The sequence below is a fragment of the Neobacillus bataviensis genome (assembly GCF_019969725.1).
In genome coordinates this window covers 54,965-74,908 of sequence record NZ_JAHXYW010000005.1, presented here as the reverse complement: position 1 = coordinate 74,908, position 19,944 = coordinate 54,965, and the positions used below count along the sequence as shown (strand labels likewise).

The 19,944-nt window shown below is 39.6% G+C and carries 12 protein-coding genes; all 12 read left to right on the top strand.

The window, feature by feature from the left end; all coding sequences use genetic code 11:
• Window positions 1-18 precede the first annotated feature (18 nt).
• The 12 genes from LC455_RS14205 (at window position 19) to LC455_RS14150 (ending at window position 19,894) form a co-directional block, all read left to right on the top strand.
• The gene (locus tag LC455_RS14205) at window positions 19-597 is read left to right on the top strand and encodes an SIS domain-containing protein (RefSeq protein ID WP_223591745.1); all 579 of its coding nucleotides are present in this window, start codon (window positions 19-21) and stop codon (window positions 595-597) included.
• Between the two features lie 86 nt (window positions 598-683).
• The gene (locus LC455_RS14200; protein WP_223591744.1) at window positions 684-2,051 is read left to right on the top strand and encodes a protein O-GlcNAcase; all 1,368 of its coding nucleotides are present in this window, start codon (window positions 684-686) and stop codon (window positions 2,049-2,051) included.
• The gene (locus tag LC455_RS14195; RefSeq protein WP_223591743.1) at window positions 2,048-3,898 is read left to right on the top strand and encodes an MBL fold metallo-hydrolase; all 1,851 of its coding nucleotides are present in this window, start codon (window positions 2,048-2,050) and stop codon (window positions 3,896-3,898) included. The genes LC455_RS14200 and LC455_RS14195 overlap by 4 nt, the downstream gene beginning before the upstream one ends.
• 13 nt (window positions 3,899-3,911) lie before the next feature.
• Window positions 3,912-6,338, top strand: a complete 2,427-nt coding sequence (locus tag LC455_RS14190; protein ID WP_223591742.1) for an alpha-mannosidase — start codon at window positions 3,912-3,914, stop codon at window positions 6,336-6,338.
• Between the two features lie 197 nt (window positions 6,339-6,535).
• A complete protein-coding gene (locus LC455_RS14185) occupies window positions 6,536-7,330 on the top strand; it encodes a DeoR/GlpR family DNA-binding transcription regulator (RefSeq protein WP_223591741.1) in 795 nt (264 codons plus the stop codon).
• A gap of 30 nt (window positions 7,331-7,360) precedes the next feature.
• Window positions 7,361-8,386, top strand: a complete 1,026-nt coding sequence (locus LC455_RS14180) for a Gfo/Idh/MocA family protein (protein ID WP_223591740.1) — start codon at window positions 7,361-7,363, stop codon at window positions 8,384-8,386.
• Between the two features lie 11 nt (window positions 8,387-8,397).
• Window positions 8,398-9,459, top strand: a complete 1,062-nt coding sequence (locus tag LC455_RS14175) for a Gfo/Idh/MocA family protein (RefSeq protein WP_223591738.1) — start codon at window positions 8,398-8,400, stop codon at window positions 9,457-9,459.
• Between the two features lie 64 nt (window positions 9,460-9,523).
• Window positions 9,524-10,288: a sugar phosphate isomerase/epimerase family protein gene (locus tag LC455_RS14170; RefSeq protein WP_223591736.1), complete on the top strand. Its 765-nt coding sequence runs from the start codon at window positions 9,524-9,526 to the stop codon at window positions 10,286-10,288.
• Between the two features lies 1 nt (window position 10,289).
• Entirely contained in the window at window positions 10,290-12,074 is a 1,785-nt protein-coding gene (locus tag LC455_RS14165) for a glycoside hydrolase family 2 protein (protein ID WP_223591735.1), read from the top strand.
• A 12-nt stretch (window positions 12,075-12,086) separates the two neighbouring features.
• A complete protein-coding gene (locus LC455_RS14160; protein WP_223591734.1) occupies window positions 12,087-15,233 on the top strand; it encodes an alpha-mannosidase in 3,147 nt (1,048 codons plus the stop codon).
• A gap of 66 nt (window positions 15,234-15,299) precedes the next feature.
• Window positions 15,300-18,794 carry a glycosyl hydrolase-related protein gene (locus LC455_RS14155; RefSeq protein WP_223591733.1) on the top strand — a complete coding sequence of 1,165 codons (3,495 nt, stop codon included), beginning with the start codon at window positions 15,300-15,302 and terminating at the stop codon, window positions 18,792-18,794.
• 53 nt (window positions 18,795-18,847) lie between these two features.
• The gene (locus tag LC455_RS14150; protein ID WP_223591732.1) at window positions 18,848-19,894 is read left to right on the top strand and encodes a family 43 glycosylhydrolase; all 1,047 of its coding nucleotides are present in this window, start codon (window positions 18,848-18,850) and stop codon (window positions 19,892-19,894) included.
• The last annotated feature ends 50 nt before the right edge of the window (window positions 19,895-19,944 follow it).

Sequence of the window (19,944 nt, the reverse complement as noted above, 5' to 3'; positions counted from 1 at the left end):
GTAGGGGAGGTTCAGCACATGTTTGCTTCCTATTATTATCACTATAAAAAGGAATTCTTAGAGACAATTGATTCTTTGGATTTAGATGTTATTTGTAAAATCTACGAAACAATGGAGGAAGCACGAAAAAATAGAAAGCAAATTTTTCTTATTGGAAACGGCGGCAGCGCCTCTAGTGCATCCCATTGGGCCTGTGATTTTGTTAAGGGGGTTAATGTGGGGAATAGCATACGCTATAAACTGATTGCATTGACTGATAATATTTCATTAATTACAGCGTATGGGAATGACGTTGAATATGAAGAGATTTTTGTTGAACAGTTAAAAAATTTCCTTAATCCAGGGGATGTAGTGATTGGTTTATCCGTATCAGGTGCGTCAGAAAATATTGTTCGTGCTTTTCGGTACGCCAAAGACAATGGCGCTGTAGTAATTTCACTAATTGGCAGCCGAGAAGGAAGAATGAAGGATTTTTCAGACCTTTCGCTTATTATTTCATCTAGTAATTATGGTGTTGTAGAAGATGTACATATGTATGTGAATCATGTTATCTCACAATATATTAAACAAACGATTCAACATGAAGTAACAAATTAATTCTATTAAAGGAGACTATTACTAAGAATATTTGGGGAGTGCAAATCAGGCTGAAACATTCAACCTTTAAAAAAGGAGCTTTCATGATGAATAATTCCTTATTTCAGATAAGAGGAGTAGTAGAAGGGTTTTATGGTGCCTTTTATACGGCACCTGAACGTAATGATTTACTATCCTTTCTTTCTCAAAATGGATATAACTTGTACGTTTATGGTCCAAAAAATGACCGGCAGCATCGAGCAAGGTGGAGAGAGCCGTATCCTGATTTTATTATGGAACAGTTTGCCGAAACGGCAGCCCTTTCCAAAAAACTGGGGATAGACTTTTGTTATTCCATCGGCTCTGGTGTTTCAATCAATTACGCATCAGAAGAAGACTTTCAACATATTTCCTCCAAATTTAAAGCCTTTTATGAAATCGGTGTGAGGACGTTTATGATTATGCTTGATGATATAAAGGCAGAATTTCAATATGATGAAGAACGAAGAATTTTCAAAAGCTATGGTGAAGCACATGTGGTGTTGACCAATAAACTTTACCATTGGCTAAAAGCACTTGATCAAGACTGCAAATTATCGATTTGCCCAACGGATTACCATGGCAAGGCGCCGTTTAGTGATTATATTTTTGAAATTGGCAAGGGGTTACACCCGGAAATTGATATTTGTTATACAGGTCCTGAAATTTGTTCAAAAGAAATAACCGCACAGGATACAGCTGAATTTGCAGATGCTGTTAAACGAAAACCAATAATTTGGGATAACTATCCGGTTAATGACTTAGGGATGACAGCTGAAATGCATATTGGTCCTATTGCGGGCCGAGCGGCATCCCTTTCAAAGACTTGTAAAGGATTTATTGTCAATACCATGCCTCAAGCTGAGGCATCTAAAATTCCCCTGCTGACTTTTGCGGATTACTTCGAAAATCCAGAAAGCTATGACCCGCGGACCTCATGGGAAAAGGCTTTGAAAACAGTTGGCAGTGATGAAAACTATGATGCATTAAAAACCTTCGCCGAAAATTCATTACATTCATGCCTTGGCTATCCAGAAGCACAGAGGCTTGATACACTCACAACAAATGCACTTCAGTCCCTTCGTTCTGGAGAATCTGCATTAACCAGCCAAGCCCTAGCAGAACTTTATCAATATTTGGATCTTCTGGATGAAGCGGGATATCACTTAAAGTTCAGGTTAACAAATTATGCTTTACGGAATAATCTTTTGCCGTGGATTGAATTGATGGAAAGCTGGGCATGGGCAGGCAGAAGAGCCATTGGTATTTTGAGGGCATTGGAACAAAAAGAAGAAATAGGAAGTTTGCTCAATTGGCTGCATGAATCTACAAGTGAAGTGGAAAAACATCCTAAGCGCTTTGCTGGAACCATCCTATTGCCATTAATTGGTTACGCGAAGCACAAAGTTGAAGACTATAAGGGGTCGTCATTATGAAGCAAATCACTGCTAGTCTTTTCCTATATGAAAGTACCTGTAATGTCTATGTAATTAAAAAGGAAGAGAAAGCAATTTTAATTGATTTTGGAAACGGGGATGTCTTAGATTACCTGCATTTAATTGGGGTGGAAAAAGTAACGGACATTCTGATGACCCACCATCATCGCGATCAAGCCCAAGGCCTGGACCTCGCGGTTAAAGAAGGGATTCGGATTTGGGTCCCGCACGGGGAACAGGATCTATTTGGAAAAGCAGATGAACAATGGAAAGCAAGAGTGATAGATAATAACTATAACATGAGACAGGATCGTTTTTCGCTGCTTCATTCGGTTCCTTTCTATCAAACATTAAAAGATTACACTACTCATCTGATGAATGGAATTCAATTCTCCATTATCCCGTCCCCAGGACACACCGTTGGGTCGATTACGATTTTCGCTGAAATGGATGGAAAGAAAATGGCCTTTTCAGGAGATTTAATCTATGCTCCGGGAAAACTATGGTCCTTGGCGGCAACCCAGTGGTCCTATAACGGAGGGGAGGGACTGGCATTAACTACGCTTTCTTTATTGGATTTAAAAGAGCGGAATCCCGATATGCTTCTCCCTTCACATGGAAAGGTAATGCAAGCTCCCGTAGAGGCTATGAATCTCTTAATTGAACGATTAACAGAGCTTATGAAACAGCGAAAGCAAAATCCAAGACTCCACGAACTTCGCAAGACTCCATATGAACCCATAACACCACATTTACTGAAAAATCGAACAAGCATGTCGCATTCATACGTGCTCCTTTCTGAAAGCAGGAAAGCGTTAGTCATTGATTTTGGGTATGATTTTATTGGCGGGATTGCATCAGGGAGTGATCGTGCATCGAGGAGACCTTGGTTATATACGATCTCAACATTAAAAAAACAGTATAATGTTGAAAAAATTGATGTGGTCATTCCAACACATTTTCATGATGACCACGTGGCAGGAATGAATTTATTAAGGGAAATCGAAGGGACCGAAGTATGGTGTCCTGAAAACTTTTCGGATATCTTGGAAACCCCAAAGAAATACAATTTGCCTTGTATTTGGTACGATCCTATTAAAGTGGATCAGGTTCTGCCTCTTGAGGAAAAAATCAAGTGGGAGGAATATGAATTCACGATATATGAACATCCGGGCCACACCTTGTACGCGGCTGCCATCCATTTTGAGGTTGATGGAAAACAGGTACTAGCCATCGGTGACCAATATTCAGAAATAGAGGATTTTAACTACGTTTATCAGAACAAGTTTCGGATAACTGACTACATCGCCAGTGCAGAATTATATAAAAATCTGAAGCCTGATTTTCTTATTTCCGGACATTGGGACCCAGTATATATAACAGAGGAGTATCTTCAAAAAATAGAAGATAAAGGCAAAGCGCTAGAGCGTCTTCATCAGGAGTTATTACCATTGGAGGATGTTGATTTTGGAACAGAAGGTTTTGGGGCTTTAATTCAACCCTATCAAACTACTATTCATGCTGGAGAGACCTTTCAGATAACGGTTGAAATAAAAAATCCGTATGCTGAAGAAAAAGAAGCAGTGGCAAAATTGATTCTCCCTAAAGGCTGGCATGCAGAAAACGATGTTTTCAGTAAGAAACTGGCGGGTAAGGAGTTCACTCAATTTACGGCAGGTATAACCGTTCCCGAAGGAACAAAACGATATCGAGAAAGAATTGCAGTCGATTTAACGATAGGAGACCATTATTTCGGTCAACAGGCAGAGGCACTTGTTTCTATTAAGGATCAACCTATATTTGGAGGGAACCGTGTTGAAAGAGAAAATGACAGTTGTCAAGGATAGGAGACAGCCTATTATGAAAGAAAAAACATTACATATGATTGGGAATGCCCACCTTGATCCTGTTTGGCTTTGGCAATGGCAGGAAGGATTTCAAGAAACAAAAGCAACCTTCCGTTCCGCACTTGACCGAATGAAAGAATACCCGGACTTTGTTTTTACCAATAGTTCCGCAGCGAATTATGAGTGGATTGAAAATAATGAGCCTGAAATGTTTGAAGAAATCAAACAGCGGATAAAAGAAGGCCGCTGGGAGATCGTCGGCGGCTGGTGGATTCAGCCGGACTGTAATCTTCCAAGTGGAGAATCGTTTGTACGCCAGGGGCTGTATGGTCAAAGGTATTTTCAAGAAAAGTTTGGTGTGACAGCCAAAGTTGGGTACAACGTGGATAGTTTTGGACATCATGGAATGCTGCCGCAAATCTTAAAGAAAAGCGGAATGGACTACTATATTTTTATGCGTCCAAGTCCACAGGAGAAAGGTCTTCCCGGAAGACTATTTTGGTGGGAATCAGACGATCAATCGAGAGTATTAGCTTACCGAATTCCATTTGAATACTGTACATGGGGTAAGGACGTTGAGAAGCATGTTCGTCGAAACACGGGGGAATTAAAAGCACCGTTTAACGATTTGATGTGTTTTTATGGCGTTGGTAATCATGGCGGAGGCCCAACGAAGGAAAATATAGAGAGTATTAAAAAGCTTGATCGTGACCTAAAGCTCCCTAATTTGGTATTTAGTACTCCAAACCAATTCTTTGATGAAATCATGAAGAAGAATCTTCCATTCCCTGTCGTACATGATGACTTGCAGCATCATGCCAGCGGATGTTATGCCGTACATTCGGGGATAAAAAAATGGAACCGGGAAGCAGAAAATCTTTTGCAAAAAGCGGAAAAATTCTCGGCAATTGCAAACTGGATAACAGGGCAAAAGTATCCATTATCAGAATATGACCGTGCTTGGAAAAATGTATTGTTTAATCAATTCCACGATATATTAGCAGGAACCAGTCTAGAAGCTGCTTATGACGATGCCCGAAATATGCATGGCGAAGCCATGTCCATTGCATCTAGGGGATTGAATTATGCCCTTCAATCATTATCTTGGAGAATCGATATTGAAGAAGAAGCTGGAATGAAGCCGATTGTTGTCTTTAATCCACATTCATGGAACAGTAAAGTAAACGTTGAACTTGAAGTAGGCGGATTAAGGGAAGGGGATATTCTAGTTGATCAGGAAGGAAACCAAATTCCCATACAGACTGTCCAATCTCAGGCAACAGCTGGAGGCCGCTTCCGGATAAGTTTTATTGCTGATCTTCCGTCCATGGGCTACCGTGTTTATAAAATTATTCGTTCTGAAGTTACAAAAGAGTACCCAACAATCAAGGCAACTGACCATGTCTTGGAAAATGATGCTTTTCGAATCGAAATTGATCCTGTTACGGGTTTTATAAAAAGTCTGTTTGATAAGATCAAGAATCTTGAATTGCTTGATGGACCCGCTGCACGACCTGTTGTTATCGAGGATAGGAGTGATACATGGTCACATAACGTTCTTCAATACAAAAACGAAGTTGGTACTTTTAAAGCCAAAAGTGCCAAGCTTGTCGAATCAGGTCCAGTAAAATCAGTAATTCGTGTGACAAGTGAGTATGGAAAATCTACACTTGTACAAGAATTTACCATGTATAAAGAATTGGACCAAATAGATGTTCATTGTACGTTAAATTGGCAAGAACAATTTAAACTATTAAAGATTAAATTTCCAGTTAACATCATCTTTAGAAAAGCTACATATGAAATTCCGTATGGACATATTGTACGAGAGTGTAATGGCGAGGAAGAACCAGGACAAAACTGGATTGATATTTCTGGAACTCATCTGCACACGGGAGAAATGTACGGATTGAGTCTCATGAATGATGGTAAATATAGTTTTGATATCCACAACAAAGAAATGAGCATTACCATTTTACGAAGTCCTATTTATGCACATCATGATCCAACCGTTCCAGAAAAAGATGGGCATTACTCATTCATTGACCAAGGAATTCAAAAATTTACTTACTCTATGCTCCCCCATACAGGAAATTGGGAAACGGCTGGTACAGTAAAACGTGCAGCGGAATTAAACCAAAAACCAGTCAGTATCATTGAAACATACCATAAAGGTTCTCTTCCGCAAATCGATTCTTTTATTACAGTCGATGTGGATAACGTTATTGTAAGTGTTGTAAAGAAGGCAGAAGATAATGACGATCTTATTATTCGTGCTTATGAAACGGCTAATAATGGGACAACAGCAGTTATTCAACTGCCAAAATGGAATCGATCGATTAAAGCAGAGTTTAATCCATCAGAAATTAAAACTTTCCGGATTCCAAGAGATTCATTTAAGGACGTTTTGGAAACAAATTTACTGGAGTGGGTAGAATAAAATAATTCAGATGAGAGTCTTCTGGCACTCATCCCCATAATGCACCCTGAGTTAGCAGATGGGTAAGATAAGCTTTTAATGTGGGATTTTAAATTTGATCTCATCTTGTCTTACGCATCTGCTAAAGGATTAGCTAGTGAAATTTGAATTCCAGCAAATTTTAGAAATAATCGATGTCGAAATGAGGGTTTAGAAAAATGATAGTAGCAGAACGACGCAAGTTTATAAAAGATTTGCTATTAAAAAATAAAAGTGTAAAGGTTTCTGATTTAGTTGAATTACTGCATGTATCAGAAGAGACGATTCGTCGAGATTTAGTTCGGCTGGAAAAGGCTGGGATTGCAGAGAAAAACTATGGCGGTGCCATTTTAATTGAAGATGCAGCCAATGTGCCTGTCGTTCCTCCTGTAGATGAAAGAAAGCGCCAATATTCCCTCGAAAAGGAACTAATAGGAAGAGCTGCCGCGAGTTTAGTAAAAGAAGGGCAGATTATTATTTTGGATGCAGGTTCAACAACCTGGTTTGTAGGAAAACACCTGCCAGCTAACGCAAGCTTAACTGTTATTACAAATGCAATAAATGTTGCTGAGGAATGTAGCAAAGATGAAACGGCATCTATCTATCTATTGGGAGGGGAATTACGCAGAAATTCAATGAGCCTTGTTGGACCACAAGCCGAAACAGAGTTAAAAAAATACAGTGCTGATTTTGTTTTTCTAGGTACATCAGGAATTTCTCTTAGACAGGGGTTCACTAGTTCTGATTTATTTGAAGCCGAGATCAAAAGGGGAATGGTTTCGGCGGGACAAAAAATTGTCGTTGTGGCAGACCATAGCAAACTTGAAAAAGCTGGATTAACCACTTTTTGCAATTTTGAAGAAACAGATATTTTTATAACGAGCGATTTGACAGATAAAAAAATCCTTAAGGAAATTGAAGATAGAGGTGTTCAAGTGATTGTTGCACCATTATCGGAGGAGACCATTATCTAAAAGATAATCTTGAGAAGGAGAGGGTTATAAATGATCAATGTTGCCTTATTAAGTAAGTGGCATGTTCATGCAGACGATTACGCACGCCAGGCAATCGAAAATGAACACCTTCAGATTAGAGTAGTTTGGGATGAAAATATCGAGCGTGGCATAGAGTGGGCAAAAAAGATGAATGTTCCTTTTGAACAGGATTTAATGAAGGTTTTAACCAATCCGGAAATTAATGCTGTCATTGTAGATACGCCTACTAATCTTCATAAAGAGATTATCATGCTCTCCGCTGAAAATAAAAAACATATATTTACAGAAAAAGTACTTGCTTTTACCTTACAGGATTGTAAAGAGATTTACGATGTGGTTGAAAAAAATAATGTGCAATTGATGGTTTCATTACCTCGGTTAACTGAAAATTATTATTTATATGCTCAACAAGTCTTGGACCAAGGCATGCTGGGAAAACTAACTTCCATTCGTTGCCGGTTAGCACATAATGGTGCTGTTCCCATAGAAGGAAATCCTAACGGATGGCTTCCTAAGCACTTTTTTAATAAAGAGGAATGCGGTGGTGGTGCCCTTATTGACCTTGGGGCACATCCGATTTATCTCACTAATCGCTTGGGAGGGCCGGTTAAAGCGGTGAGCGCCAGGTTACAACAACAATTTAACGATGAAGTTGATGATAATTCTGTCGCGATCATTGAATATGAAAATGGTGCGTTAGGATTGATTGAAACGGGATTCCTATCATATGGAGGTCCGTTCCAGCTTGAACTTTATGGAACAGAAGGAACTTTATTAATAGAAGATTCAAAGATTCGTATAAAAAGCAGGCAATTAAATGAGGGGTGGCAAACTCCAGAAATTCTGCCAGACAAACTTCCAATGCCAATGGAACAATGGGTTAATTCCATTATCAGTGAGGAAGTACCTGCTATCACTAAAACGGATGTCCAAGGATTAACATTAATAAATCAAGCATGCTTACGATCACATGAACAAGGGCGAAGAGTGGAAACAGCAGAAATAATGAATATAAACCTACCGCTAAAAAAATAAGGAGGATTAAAATGGCGAAAACATTAAGTGTTGGAATTATCGGTGCCGGCGGCATAGCAAGGGATGCACATCTGCCAAACTATTTAAAGTACGGAGATAAGGTTGAAATTGTTGCGGTATGTGATGTAGTAAAACAAAAGGCTGAACAATTAGCAACAGATTTTAATATTCCTCACGTTTTTTCAAATTATGAAGAAATGTTTCAAGAAATTGAACTGGATGCGGTAAGTATTTGTACACCTAATAAATTCCATTATTCATCAACAATAGGTGCATTAAAGGCTGGTTGTCACGTTTTATGTGAGAAGCCGCCAGCCATGACGGCAAAAGAGGCGGAGGAAATGGCGGCAGCTGCTGAAAAGGCGGGAAAAATATTAACATATGGTTTCCATTTTCGTCATTCTCCACAAGTTGAAGTATTAAAGCGTTTTATCGATGGCGGGGAGCTTGGTGGTATATATGCAGCACGGGTAATAGCGATGAGGCGGCGAGGTATTCCGGGCTGGGGCGTGTTTACGAACAAAGAATTACAAGGCGGCGGACCTTTAATCGATATAGGGGTGCATATGCTGGATACGGCCCTTTATTTAATGGATTATCCTGAACCAGATACGGTGTTTGGTGTAACCTACCAGAAGCTTGGGACGAAAAAGGGGGTCGGTCTCATGGGTTCATGGGATTGGGAAAACTTCTCGGTCGAAGATATGGCCCGTGGAATGATTACCTTTAAAAATGGGGCGTCGATTTTATTGGAATCTGCCTTTGCTGCCAATATTGAAAAGGCTGATGAAATGAATGTAACTTTAATGGGAGACAAAGGCGGAGCTGATGTTTTCCCCCTTAAAATCTATCAAGAGAAGCATGATTCATTGATTGATATTTCGCCAACATATTTACCAAAGCAAAATTATCATGAATTAGAGCTTAAGAGATTTGTAGAAGCATGTTTAGAGGGGACCGCTCCAATAAGTACCCCTGAACAAGGCGTCTATCTCCAACGAATTATCAATGGACTTTATGAGTCTGCTCTTAAAGGGGAAGCAATCAAAATAAGTAACAGCATTCTCGTATAATAAAAATCCAAAAAGGGGTGGTGGTCTATTTACCGCCCCTTTCTTTAAAAGGAGAGGAGTTTAAATGGGTAAAATTGGTTTACAATTATTTTCCGTATGGAAAGATGCAGAAAAGGATTTTTTGGGAACGCTCCAAAAAGTGATAAATCTAGGATATGAGGGAATTCAATTTGCCGGGTTTTATGATACCCCAGCAGACCAAGTCAAGAAATTATTAGAAGAGAACAAAACATTAGTGGCTGGAGCACATGTTGGCGTCCATCAATTATTAAACGATGAATGGGAGAAAACGCTTGAATATCATCATACCCTTCAGAATCAGCTCATCATTTGTCCCGCCCTTCCTAAGGAAATGAGGCAAACGATGGATGATTATAAGAGGTCTGCAGAGCTTTTGAATCAAATAGGTCAAAAATGCCATGAGGCAGGCTTTATTTTTGGTTACCATAACCATGATTTCGAATTTCAAACATTTGGCGAGAAGACAGGGCTGGAGCTGCTCTTTGATAACACAGATCCGGAATTGGTGAAAATGGAACTGGATTGCTATTGGGCCAGCTTTGCCGATCATGATGCATTAGGAATTATTCGTAAATATAAAAACCGGATTGTATCACTACATATAAAAGATATGAAATTGGAAAGTGGCCAAAAAGCGGGAACAGAGATAGGCCATGGTCAACTTGATTTTGATTCAATTGTTAAGGTGGGAAATGAATTTGGTATTGAATGGTTCACGGTAGAGCAAGAGGAATTTGAACGTGATCCATATGAAAGTCTAACAATAAACGTTGAAAATCTTAAAAAATTAAGATCTAGGAGGCTGTAGAATGACAAAACCAATACCTAGACCAGAATACCCCAGACCAGACTTCTCGCGGAATGAATGGCTGAACCTTAACGGGCAATGGAATTTTGATTTTGATGACAACAACATAGGTCTAAAAGAAGAATGGTATCTGAATCATCATTATCCGCAACAAATCACAGTTCCGTATGCATTTCAAACAACATTAAGCGGAATTGAGACAAAGGAGTTCCATGATGTTGTTTGGTACGAAAGAACTTTTACTGTTCCAGAAAAATGGCAAGGGAAACAAATACACCTCCATTTTGGGGCTGTTGATTACCGTGCAGCAGTTTGGGTAAATGGAAAGTTTGTTACGTCCCATGAGGGAGGCCATACTCCATTTTATACCAATATTACAGATGCTTTATTAAGTGGATTAAATAAAGTGGTTGTAAGGGTTGAAGATTTATCAGCGGACTTAGAACAGCCTCGTGGAAAACAGTACTGGGAAAAGGAATCAAAAGGGATTTTTTATACCCGGACAACAGGCATTTGGCAAACGGTTTGGCTAGAGCCAGTGAATCCATCATTCATTGAAAAAGTAAAACTAACGCCAAATATTGATTCAGGTGAAGTGACGGTCGAATATCTCGTTCAAAATAGGACGGAAAACCAAGAAATAGAAATTGAAGTTTCTTATCGAAATCAAATCGTTGCTCAAGAATGTTTGAAAGTGGACCTTGTTCAACGCAGGAATAAACACGCTGTAAGGTTAAAAGATTTCGAGAACGGGGAAGGAAAGCTATGGAGCCCTGAACAGCCGCAACTATATAACGTTAAATTTTGCTTAAAAGTTGGAAATGAACTTATAGACAAAGTAGACAGTTATTTCGGAATGAGGAAAGTAGCCATAAGCGATGGAAAGATCGAACTGAATAATAAGCCTTATTATATGAAGCTCGTCCTGGATCAAGGCTATTATCCGGATAGTCTATTAACTGCTCCGACGGATGAAGATATAAAGAGAGATATCGAGCTGACAAAAGAAATGGGCTTTAATGGTGTGAGGAAACACCAAAAAGTAGAGGAGCCGCGTTATCTATACTGGGCTGACAAATTAGGAATTCTCGTCTGGGGGGAAATGGCTAATTGTCACACCTTTACTGATAATGTAGTAAAACGAATTTCGTCTGAGTGGCAGGAAGCAGTGGAGCGTGATTATAATCATCCTTCCATTGTTGCCTGGGTGCCTATTAATGAAAGCTGGGGTGCTCCCCGCTTAAAAAGAGACCCCCGCCAGGCTAACCATTTATTAAGTTTGTACTATTTAACAAAATCATTGGACTCGTCACGGTTAGTCATTTCAAATGACGGATGGGAACACACAGTTTCAGATATATTGACCATCCATGACTATGAAGGCGAAAAGAAAGTTTTAAAAGAGCGGTATTCCAAGGTTGAGAATACCTTGCAATTTACTCCTGCAGACCGCTTTTTATTTGTCCCGGGCTTTCATTATCAAGGTGAGCCTATTATGGTTTCGGAGTTTGGGGGTATTGCTTATCAAAAAAGCAGTTGGCAAGGGTGGGGGTATACATCAGCCTCTAACGATCATGATTTTATAGAAAGATACTATCAAGTAGTTTCCAGTTTACTTGAATCGCCGCTTGTTCAGGGATTCTGTTATACACAAATTACAGATGTTGAGCAAGAAATTAATGGTCTATTAACATATGATCGAAAACCAAAGGTTGACCCAAGGCTTATTCGCGAAATAAATGAAGGAAAAAAGCCTTTGCTATTGTCAAAAGAATCACTTAATTAAGGAGTGTTATGGTTGTATTTTACAGTTGAAAAGATTGAAAAATATATAGGCGAAATACAGAATTACATTTACAAAGAAATAAAAGATATTCCTGCCTTTCGTTATAAGGAGTGGGAATTTGGCGAGGAAGACAAAGAAGCGTTTAAACCAGAATTTGATGACCAAAACTGGGAACGGTTTCAAATTGGTGATTATTGGGGCGGATATGATAAATCTGCCTGGTTTAGGACGACCGTTTCAATCCCAAAGGAATGGAAGGATGAACGCTTGGTCCTGCACTTTTTAGTAGGCCCGCGGGATGGCGGCGGATCCACCGCCGAATCCTTGCTGTATGTAAACGGGATTCCATTACAGGGAATTGACGTATGGCACGAGGAAGCATGGCTGCCGTCTGAGTTTTTGCTGAATGATGAAATCCATATTGCGATAAAAGCATGGAGCGGTGTTTTAAATCCGCCTGACCGCCGCAGATTTAAAGTGGCGAGGCTTGCCTGTACCGATGTTCCAACAGAGAAGTTTTTTTATCTCGCCCATACATTAGTAAATACAATAAAGGTTCTCGATGAGAATGATTTAAGACGAACAAAGATGCTTAAATTATTGAATGATGCGATGTTAAAGGTTGATTTCATTAAACCTGGTTCAAATTGCTTCTATCAATCTATTCAAGAAGCCTATAATTTTCTAAAAATAAAAGTAGAACAACTAGGCGAAATGGAAGAATTAAAACCATTAGTTACTGCTTTAGGGCATTCACATATCGATATGGCTTGGTTATGGCGCCTGGTTCATTCTAGGGAAAAAGCATCGAGGACCTTTTCAACTGTATTGCATTTAATGCGCCAATACCCGGAATACAGATACATCCATACTTCTCCCCAATTATATAAATATTTAAAAGAAGACTATCCAGAAATATTTATGAAGGTGAAAGAAAAGATAGCTTCTGGTGAGTGGGAGATCACAGGGGGAATGTGGATTGAGCCTGATACCAACATTCCCAATGGAGAGTCGTTAATTCGGCAAATCCAGTTTGGAAAACGGTTTATGAAAGAAGAATTTGGTGTTGATACAAAGGTTGTATGGCTTCCAGATGTATTCGGCTATTCGTGGGCATTACCGCAAATTATGAAGAAGAGTGGCATTGAAGCCTTTATGACGACCAAAATTAGCTGGAATCAATATAATCGATTCCCATTTGATTCATTTAAATGGCGTGGAATCGATGGTACGGACATATTCACTCATTTTATTACGACTCCAGAAGTTGGTGCACGGTCCTATACGTACAACGGAATGGTGGAGCCTGCCAGTGTGAAAGGAATTTGGGATGCCTATCAGCAGAAGGAAGTAAATGATGAGTTGTTACTGGCCTTTGGCTGGGGGGATGGCGGCGGAGGCCCAACAAAAGAAATGATTGAATCTGCCATGGTCATGAAAAACCTCCCTGGGTTGCCGAAAGTTCAAATGGACAAAGCGGAACCATATTTTGAACGATTAAGAGACCGTGTAAAGGATAAGGCGTTACCTGTTTGGGACGGTGAATTATACCTTGAGTATCACCGGGGGACGTATACATCGCAGGCAGTATTAAAAAGAGCTAACCGTAAAACGGAAGTTACCTATCATAATGCTGAATGGTTAAGCACCTTATCGGATTATTTTACAAATAAGGAAAATTACCCTCATGAAACCTTAAATGAGGGCTGGGAAATGCTGCTCCTGAATCAATTCCATGATATTCTGCCGGGTTCGTCCATCCGTCAGGTAAATGAGGATGCACGGAATGATTACCGGGCAGTGCAAGCGATTGGAGAAGGCGTTTTAAAAGAAGCAAAAGGTTCGATTGAACAAAATATTAAAACAGGGCAGGACAGCATTGTTGTCCACAATTCGCTATCCTTTCAGCGTGATAGTTTAATAGAATTACCTGTTTCCCCTGTTTTGACTGAAACGACAACCATTGCAGATGAAGAAGGCAACCCATTGCCAGCTCAGGTGATTCAAGATGGACAAGATAAAAAGCTATTAATCCAAACGAAAAATGTACCAGCGCTTGGATATAAATCATATAAACTAGTAAATCGCCCGGCTGAAAAATTTGGACTGGTCGTGACAAAGGATTATTTAGAAAACGACTTTTACCAAATTCGCTTAAATGAAAAAGGTCAGATCATCTCTTTGTTTGATAAACGATTAGAAAGAGAAGTTCTCGCCGATGGGGCCAGGGGGAATGTACTGCAGACCTTTGAAGATAAGCCAATGAATTTTGATGCTTGGGATATTGATTTGTATTATCAGGAAAAAATGCGGGAGATTGATTGTTTGGCAGAAGTGCAGGTCCATGAGGCAGGTCCTGTTAGGGGCAGCCTAAAACTGACTTGGGAATTTTATGATTCCACTATTACACAATATATAACCCTCTATACACATTCACCAAGAATTGATTTCCGTACTAAAGTGGACTGGCACGAAAAACAAACATTATTAAAGGTCGCCTTTCCCGTTAACGTACGTTCTACAAAAGCAACCTATGATATTCAGTTCGGAAATATCGAGCGTCCGACTCATTGGAATACAAGCTGGGATCATGCACGGTTTGAAGTGGTCGGACATAAATGGGTTGACCTTTCCGAAGGAAATTTTGGTGTCAGTTTGTTAAATGACTGTAAATATGGTCACGATGTAAAAGATAATGTTTTACGTTTAACACTCATTAAATCATCAATCGAGCCAGACGAAACAGCTGACCGCGGGAATCATGAATTTACTTATACCTTGGTCCCTCATAAAGGAGATTGGCGTGAGGGGGATATTGTGAAAGAGGCCTATGATTTGAATGTTCCATTAATGGCAGCTGAACTTAAGGCAAATCCGAGCGGGAATTTGCCAGATGACTTTCAATTTGCAGAAATTGATCGTGATAATGTTTTGTTGGAAACCGTGAAAAAAGCGGAAGACGATGATTCTATTGTGGTCCGTTTCTATGAATATAAGCAATTTAGAAATAAAACAAATGTTACCTTTGCAAAACCGATCAGAAAAGCAGTCGAATGCAATCTAATGGAGGAAGAAGAAATGCCGGCGGACTATCAAGGAAAAACCCTCTCTTTCTCAGTCTCTCCCTATGAAATTAAGACATTTAAAGTTTGGTTTTAAACAATAAGCATAATGGCACTATAAAATTTTTTATGGTGCCATTTCTTGAATAAAGGGGTTGTTAGGATGGTTGAAATTCTTTTATGGTCAATTGGTTCTCCATCGGGCCACTCTAAAAAATTAATAGACAATTATAAGCAGCCTAGTCTTTTCTACAACCATGTATTCAATGTAAACAAAGACACAGATGGACAAAGATGGCCACTGTTCCATCCGAGTGAGGCCGATCCGGATGCTGGTTACCGCTTATATCCATATACAGTTAATTTTCATTTGAATGAAGAACCAAGCAGCAGTTACAAATTAAAAATTGACTATCTTGTCATAGCGCCACGCCTAGCTTATCTAGAAGTAGCTATTAACGGGGTGAAAGGTAATGGATATTTACGCCCAAAACCATCGGAAAAAGGTGAAATCACTCTTCATTCAGGCTTACATACCACAATCTACTCGGAAGGTGAATTGGAGATCATTATCCCGAAGCAGCTTCTTGTTAAAGGTGAAAATTCACTTGTTTTGACAAGCCGTGATGGAGGAGAATTTATCCTCATTGATAATTTGGAAAAAGTGAAGCGACTTGACCGCATGGCAAATGCTGCTGGTTTTATCTATCAATCTATTACATTTTCAAGACTTGATGAAGAGCTAAAAACTGCTATTAAAAAAGTGGTTATCAAACCGTCGGTACTTTACAAAAAAACAAGCAGTGGAGACCTGGTAGAAATATGTTATTTCTATCTCGAATTAAATCAACCTATTCAAGAAACGGATTTGACATTAAAACTTCACTTTATAAATAAGATAGAAACACTTAACATTTGTATCCCAAAACAAAACTTCGGCCATTTTTTTACCAGCTTTCATCTGAGTGATGGGGATGACATCGTTGAATATGAGCTAACAGGTAAAAATTTTTACCAAACAGGCAGGCTTAAGCGGAGGCGTAAATGGAAGGTTTATATCACCCCTCATTCCCATACAGATATCGGCTATACACATCGCCAGTGGGAAGTGGCGGAAAGATTATGCAGAAATATTGACACTGCGCTGGAATTTCTAAAAAAAGAAGAAAAGGCCACCATGGGTATTCCCACATTTGCCTATCACCTTGATGCCTCCTGGGTGCTGGAAACTTATATGGCTACCAGAAGCAAAGAAAGAATTGATGAATTGCATAGGTTTATTAAAGCAGGCAAGCTGGGGGTCCCGCACTCTTATGTAGACCTGTTAACCCAGTTTGCCTCATTGGAAGAACTGATCCGAAATGGAGAGTATTCGGAATCACTGTTAAGGCCAAAAGAACTAAGAGCAAGCTTTAACGCTGTCGTGGATGTTCCCTCCCTTTCAGGGGCGCTGCCAGCGATTTATGAGGGATCAGGAGTCAAGTATTTAGTTCATGCCAATAATCAAGACCGTGGTCCCTTCAGGTTAAATGGGGGACTGCATAAGGTTTCTCCTTTTTATTGGGAAGGAGTCAACGGAGGCAAGGTTCTTGTTTGGCTTTCGAAAATGTATTGTGAGCTTCGCAAGGTTTGCGGTAGCCCTCCCATTAACAGCGCGGCTGAACGGGGGCTGCAAATGTGGCTTGATGAGTTCGAAAACGATGAATATAAACCAGATGCCGTTTTGCTGTATGGTCAAGAAGCGGATAATACCGATATTGACCCGCAGCCGATAGAGTTTACAAGAACTTGGAATGAAACCTTTGCCTATCCAACATTAATTGCCTGTGATGTTAACACATTCTTTGAATATGTTGAATCCAACTTTGGAGATTCATTTAAAAGAGTTAAAGGGGATGGAGGGGCCTATTGGGAGGATGGGGTAGGATCAACGATTGTCCCGAGTTTACAAATCAGGCAGGCACAAGCAATGCTGCCGGCAGCGGAGAAACTCGAGTCATTGGCAGTTATTCATAATGATGGCTGGGAATTTCCTCAACAACAATTTGAACAAGCTTGGCGAGCTAACCTCCAATTTGTGGAACATACATGGGGGGCCTTTTTAAGTGGGACAGATCCCGATGCTTTGTTGCAGCAAGACCAGTGGGCAATCAAAGAGCATTTTGCAAAAGACGGCTGCCAATGGGCTAAACGCCTTCTTCATACAGCTGCGGTAAGACATAGTTTAAATTGGAATAACAATGGCAGGGAAATTGTAGTTTACAATGCACATAGCTGGCCTGTAAGCGGTGAGATTATCGTTGAAATTGGTCAAAATGAACAGTTGATTGATACAGAAACGGAAGAAGTTATTCCAACCCGCTTAATCAGTACAACCAACTCACAGGCCATAGTTGCATCTTGGTTTGGGAACGTTCCCGGGTTAAGTTATCGCCGGGTTGAATTAAAGGAAACAGATATAGGCAATGAAGCAATAGTTATAAAAAAGAACGTAATGGGAGAAGCAAAATTAGACAAAACCGTTACTTTAGAAAATGACTTTTACCGGTTGGTAATAGATTTAGAGAAAGGCTGTTTGACAAGCGCATTTGATAAAGTGGTGCAAAAGGAACTAATCGATTTAGAAGACAAATGGGGCTTTGGACAATTCCTTTATGCCAAAGGAGGCGAAGGAACCCGCCTTGTTGGAAACCAAATGGATTTATTACAAGGAAACGCGGTCATTCTATCTGATTTTTCATTACAAAAATATGAGATTCATTCCTTTGTCTATGGAAAATCAATAAAAATAGAGGGAAAAGTACCTTTTGGAACGATCGAGATCGAGTGGAAATTGCTGGATAACATAAAAAGTTTTGATGTTTCCTTTGTTTATCAAAAAGAAGAACGTTTGGAAAAAGAGGCTGTTTATGTGGCGTTTCCTTTATCCATCCGACAAGCCGAAACCATGTCGGATTCGCAGCTCGGATGGGTTAATTGGGATAAAGATCAATTGCCAGGAGGATGTAAGGAATGGCTTCCGCTACAAACAGGGATTCTGGTAGATGGGAAGGATATCGATGTATATATTGCCTCACCCGATATATCGCTATTCTGTATAGGCGATATGGTAAGGGGAAATTGGCCAAAAGAACTACCTTTATCCGGAAGCCGCATATTCTCATACGTCCTGAATAATTATTGGAATACAAACTATAATGCCTCACAGGGAGGGAAAATTTCGTTTCATTATAGTATTACAAGTCAGTCCAAAATTAAAAAAGAGGACGCTTATCGATGGGGATGGGAAAAACGTCAGCCTTTATATGGACATCGGATAAGTTTTCAGGATTTTAGAACTCCAAAATCCCCATACCATCAACATGGTCAAAATACCTTAGCGTCTATTGAAGGTGAAAAGGTGGCTTTAATTACGATTAAAAAGGCAAGGTGGAAAGACGGCTGGCTAATAAGGCTGCAAGAAATTTCTGGTGAAAATCAAATCACAAAAATTTCATTCCCAGGGAAGAACATTACAGAGGCATGGAAGATGGACTTACTTGAAAAAGATATCCATCCGCTGGAAGTGAATCCGGATGGATCTATTCATGTTGAAGTACCTTCATGGGGATTGTTTACATTAAGAATCCTCCTAAAAAGTAAGATTGATTTAATATAATCTTTGATTTCCTGGTTCGTTTGAAAAAAAGCTTGGATAGAAAGGAAGAAATAGTGGATAAAGTGATATTCGTTACTTTGATTATCAGCTTTGCTATTGCCTTGATAGCAAGCAGTTGTTCTTCAATGGAAAAGAAAGAATTGACCTATAAAAATCCTGTTTTTGAACCGGTAATTGCTGACCCTTCGATAATAAAAGCCAAAGATGGATATGTTTATGCCTTTGGTACGGAAGACGACTGGGGAGATCAAAAAGGGGAGCGTTTGATTCCTATTGTCCGTTCAAAAGATTTAGTGAACTGGAAATATGTTGGGCAGGCCTTTGATAAAAAACCGGATTCGAAAAGTGCAGGATCGCTTTGGGCACCGGATATTCGTTATTTTAATAAAAAGTATTATTTATATTATTCGATGTCAGTATGGGGGGATAGTAATCCAGGAATTGGTGTTGCTGTCTCGGATGTTCCTGAGGGGCCATATAAAGACCAAGGAAAACTATTTGATAGCAGGTCGATTGGTGTAGGAAATTCAATTGATCCATGTGTTTTTGAAGATGATGATGGTAGAGCTTATTTATTCTGGGGAAGCTTTCACGGAATTTTTGGGATTAAACTTTCAGATGACCGGTTAAGTACCATAGGGGATCCCTTTCATATTGCAGGGAATGACTTTGAAGCTTCATATATGATTAAGCGTGGTAAATTCTATTATTATTTTGGTTCAAGAGGCACTTGTTGTGAAGGAGAAAAGAGCGGTTACAATGTGGCAGTTGGACGCTCAAAAAGTATTAAGGGGCCATTTGTAGATAAAGACGGAACTGACCTTTTACAAGGTGGGGGAACATTGGTACTAACAGGTAATTTTCCAAATGACAAAGGAAAAAAATTATTTGCAGGCCCAGGTCATAACGCGATTATAAAAGATGATAATGGTACGGATTGGATGGTTTACCATGCAGTTGATATAGATAACCCATTACTGCCAAATGGGGCTACAAGACGACCACTTATGATTGATCCGATTAAATGGAAAAATGGTTGGCCCGTAATTGATGGACTTGTTCCTAGCAACCAAACAATTCCAGGTCCTGTATTTCATTAGGAATAATTTTAAAAAAATTAATCTCGTAAACTCGCAGGTTTTCGCTCCGT

What these genes read in the sequence shown, in the direction of transcription:
- LC455_RS14185 (WP_223591741.1), top strand. Translation starts at nt 6,536, where the DNA reads ATGATAGTAGCAGAACGACGCAAGTTTATAAAAGATTTGCTATTAAAA.
- LC455_RS14190 (WP_223591742.1), top strand. Translation starts at nt 3,912, where the DNA reads ATGAAAGAAAAAACATTACATATGATTGGGAATGCCCACCTTGATCCT.
- LC455_RS14165 (WP_223591735.1), top strand. Translation starts at nt 10,290, where the DNA reads ATGACAAAACCAATACCTAGACCAGAATACCCCAGACCAGACTTCTCG.
- LC455_RS14205 (WP_223591745.1), top strand. Translation starts at nt 19, where the DNA reads ATGTTTGCTTCCTATTATTATCACTATAAAAAGGAATTCTTAGAGACA.
- LC455_RS14180 (WP_223591740.1), top strand. Translation starts at nt 7,361, where the DNA reads ATGATCAATGTTGCCTTATTAAGTAAGTGGCATGTTCATGCAGACGAT.
- LC455_RS14155 (WP_223591733.1), top strand. Translation starts at nt 15,300, where the DNA reads ATGGTTGAAATTCTTTTATGGTCAATTGGTTCTCCATCGGGCCACTCT.
- LC455_RS14200 (WP_223591744.1), top strand. Translation starts at nt 684, where the DNA reads ATGAATAATTCCTTATTTCAGATAAGAGGAGTAGTAGAAGGGTTTTAT.
- LC455_RS14195 (WP_223591743.1), top strand. Translation starts at nt 2,048, where the DNA reads ATGAAGCAAATCACTGCTAGTCTTTTCCTATATGAAAGTACCTGTAAT.
- LC455_RS14170 (WP_223591736.1), top strand. Translation starts at nt 9,524, where the DNA reads ATGGGTAAAATTGGTTTACAATTATTTTCCGTATGGAAAGATGCAGAA.
- LC455_RS14175 (WP_223591738.1), top strand. Translation starts at nt 8,398, where the DNA reads ATGGCGAAAACATTAAGTGTTGGAATTATCGGTGCCGGCGGCATAGCA.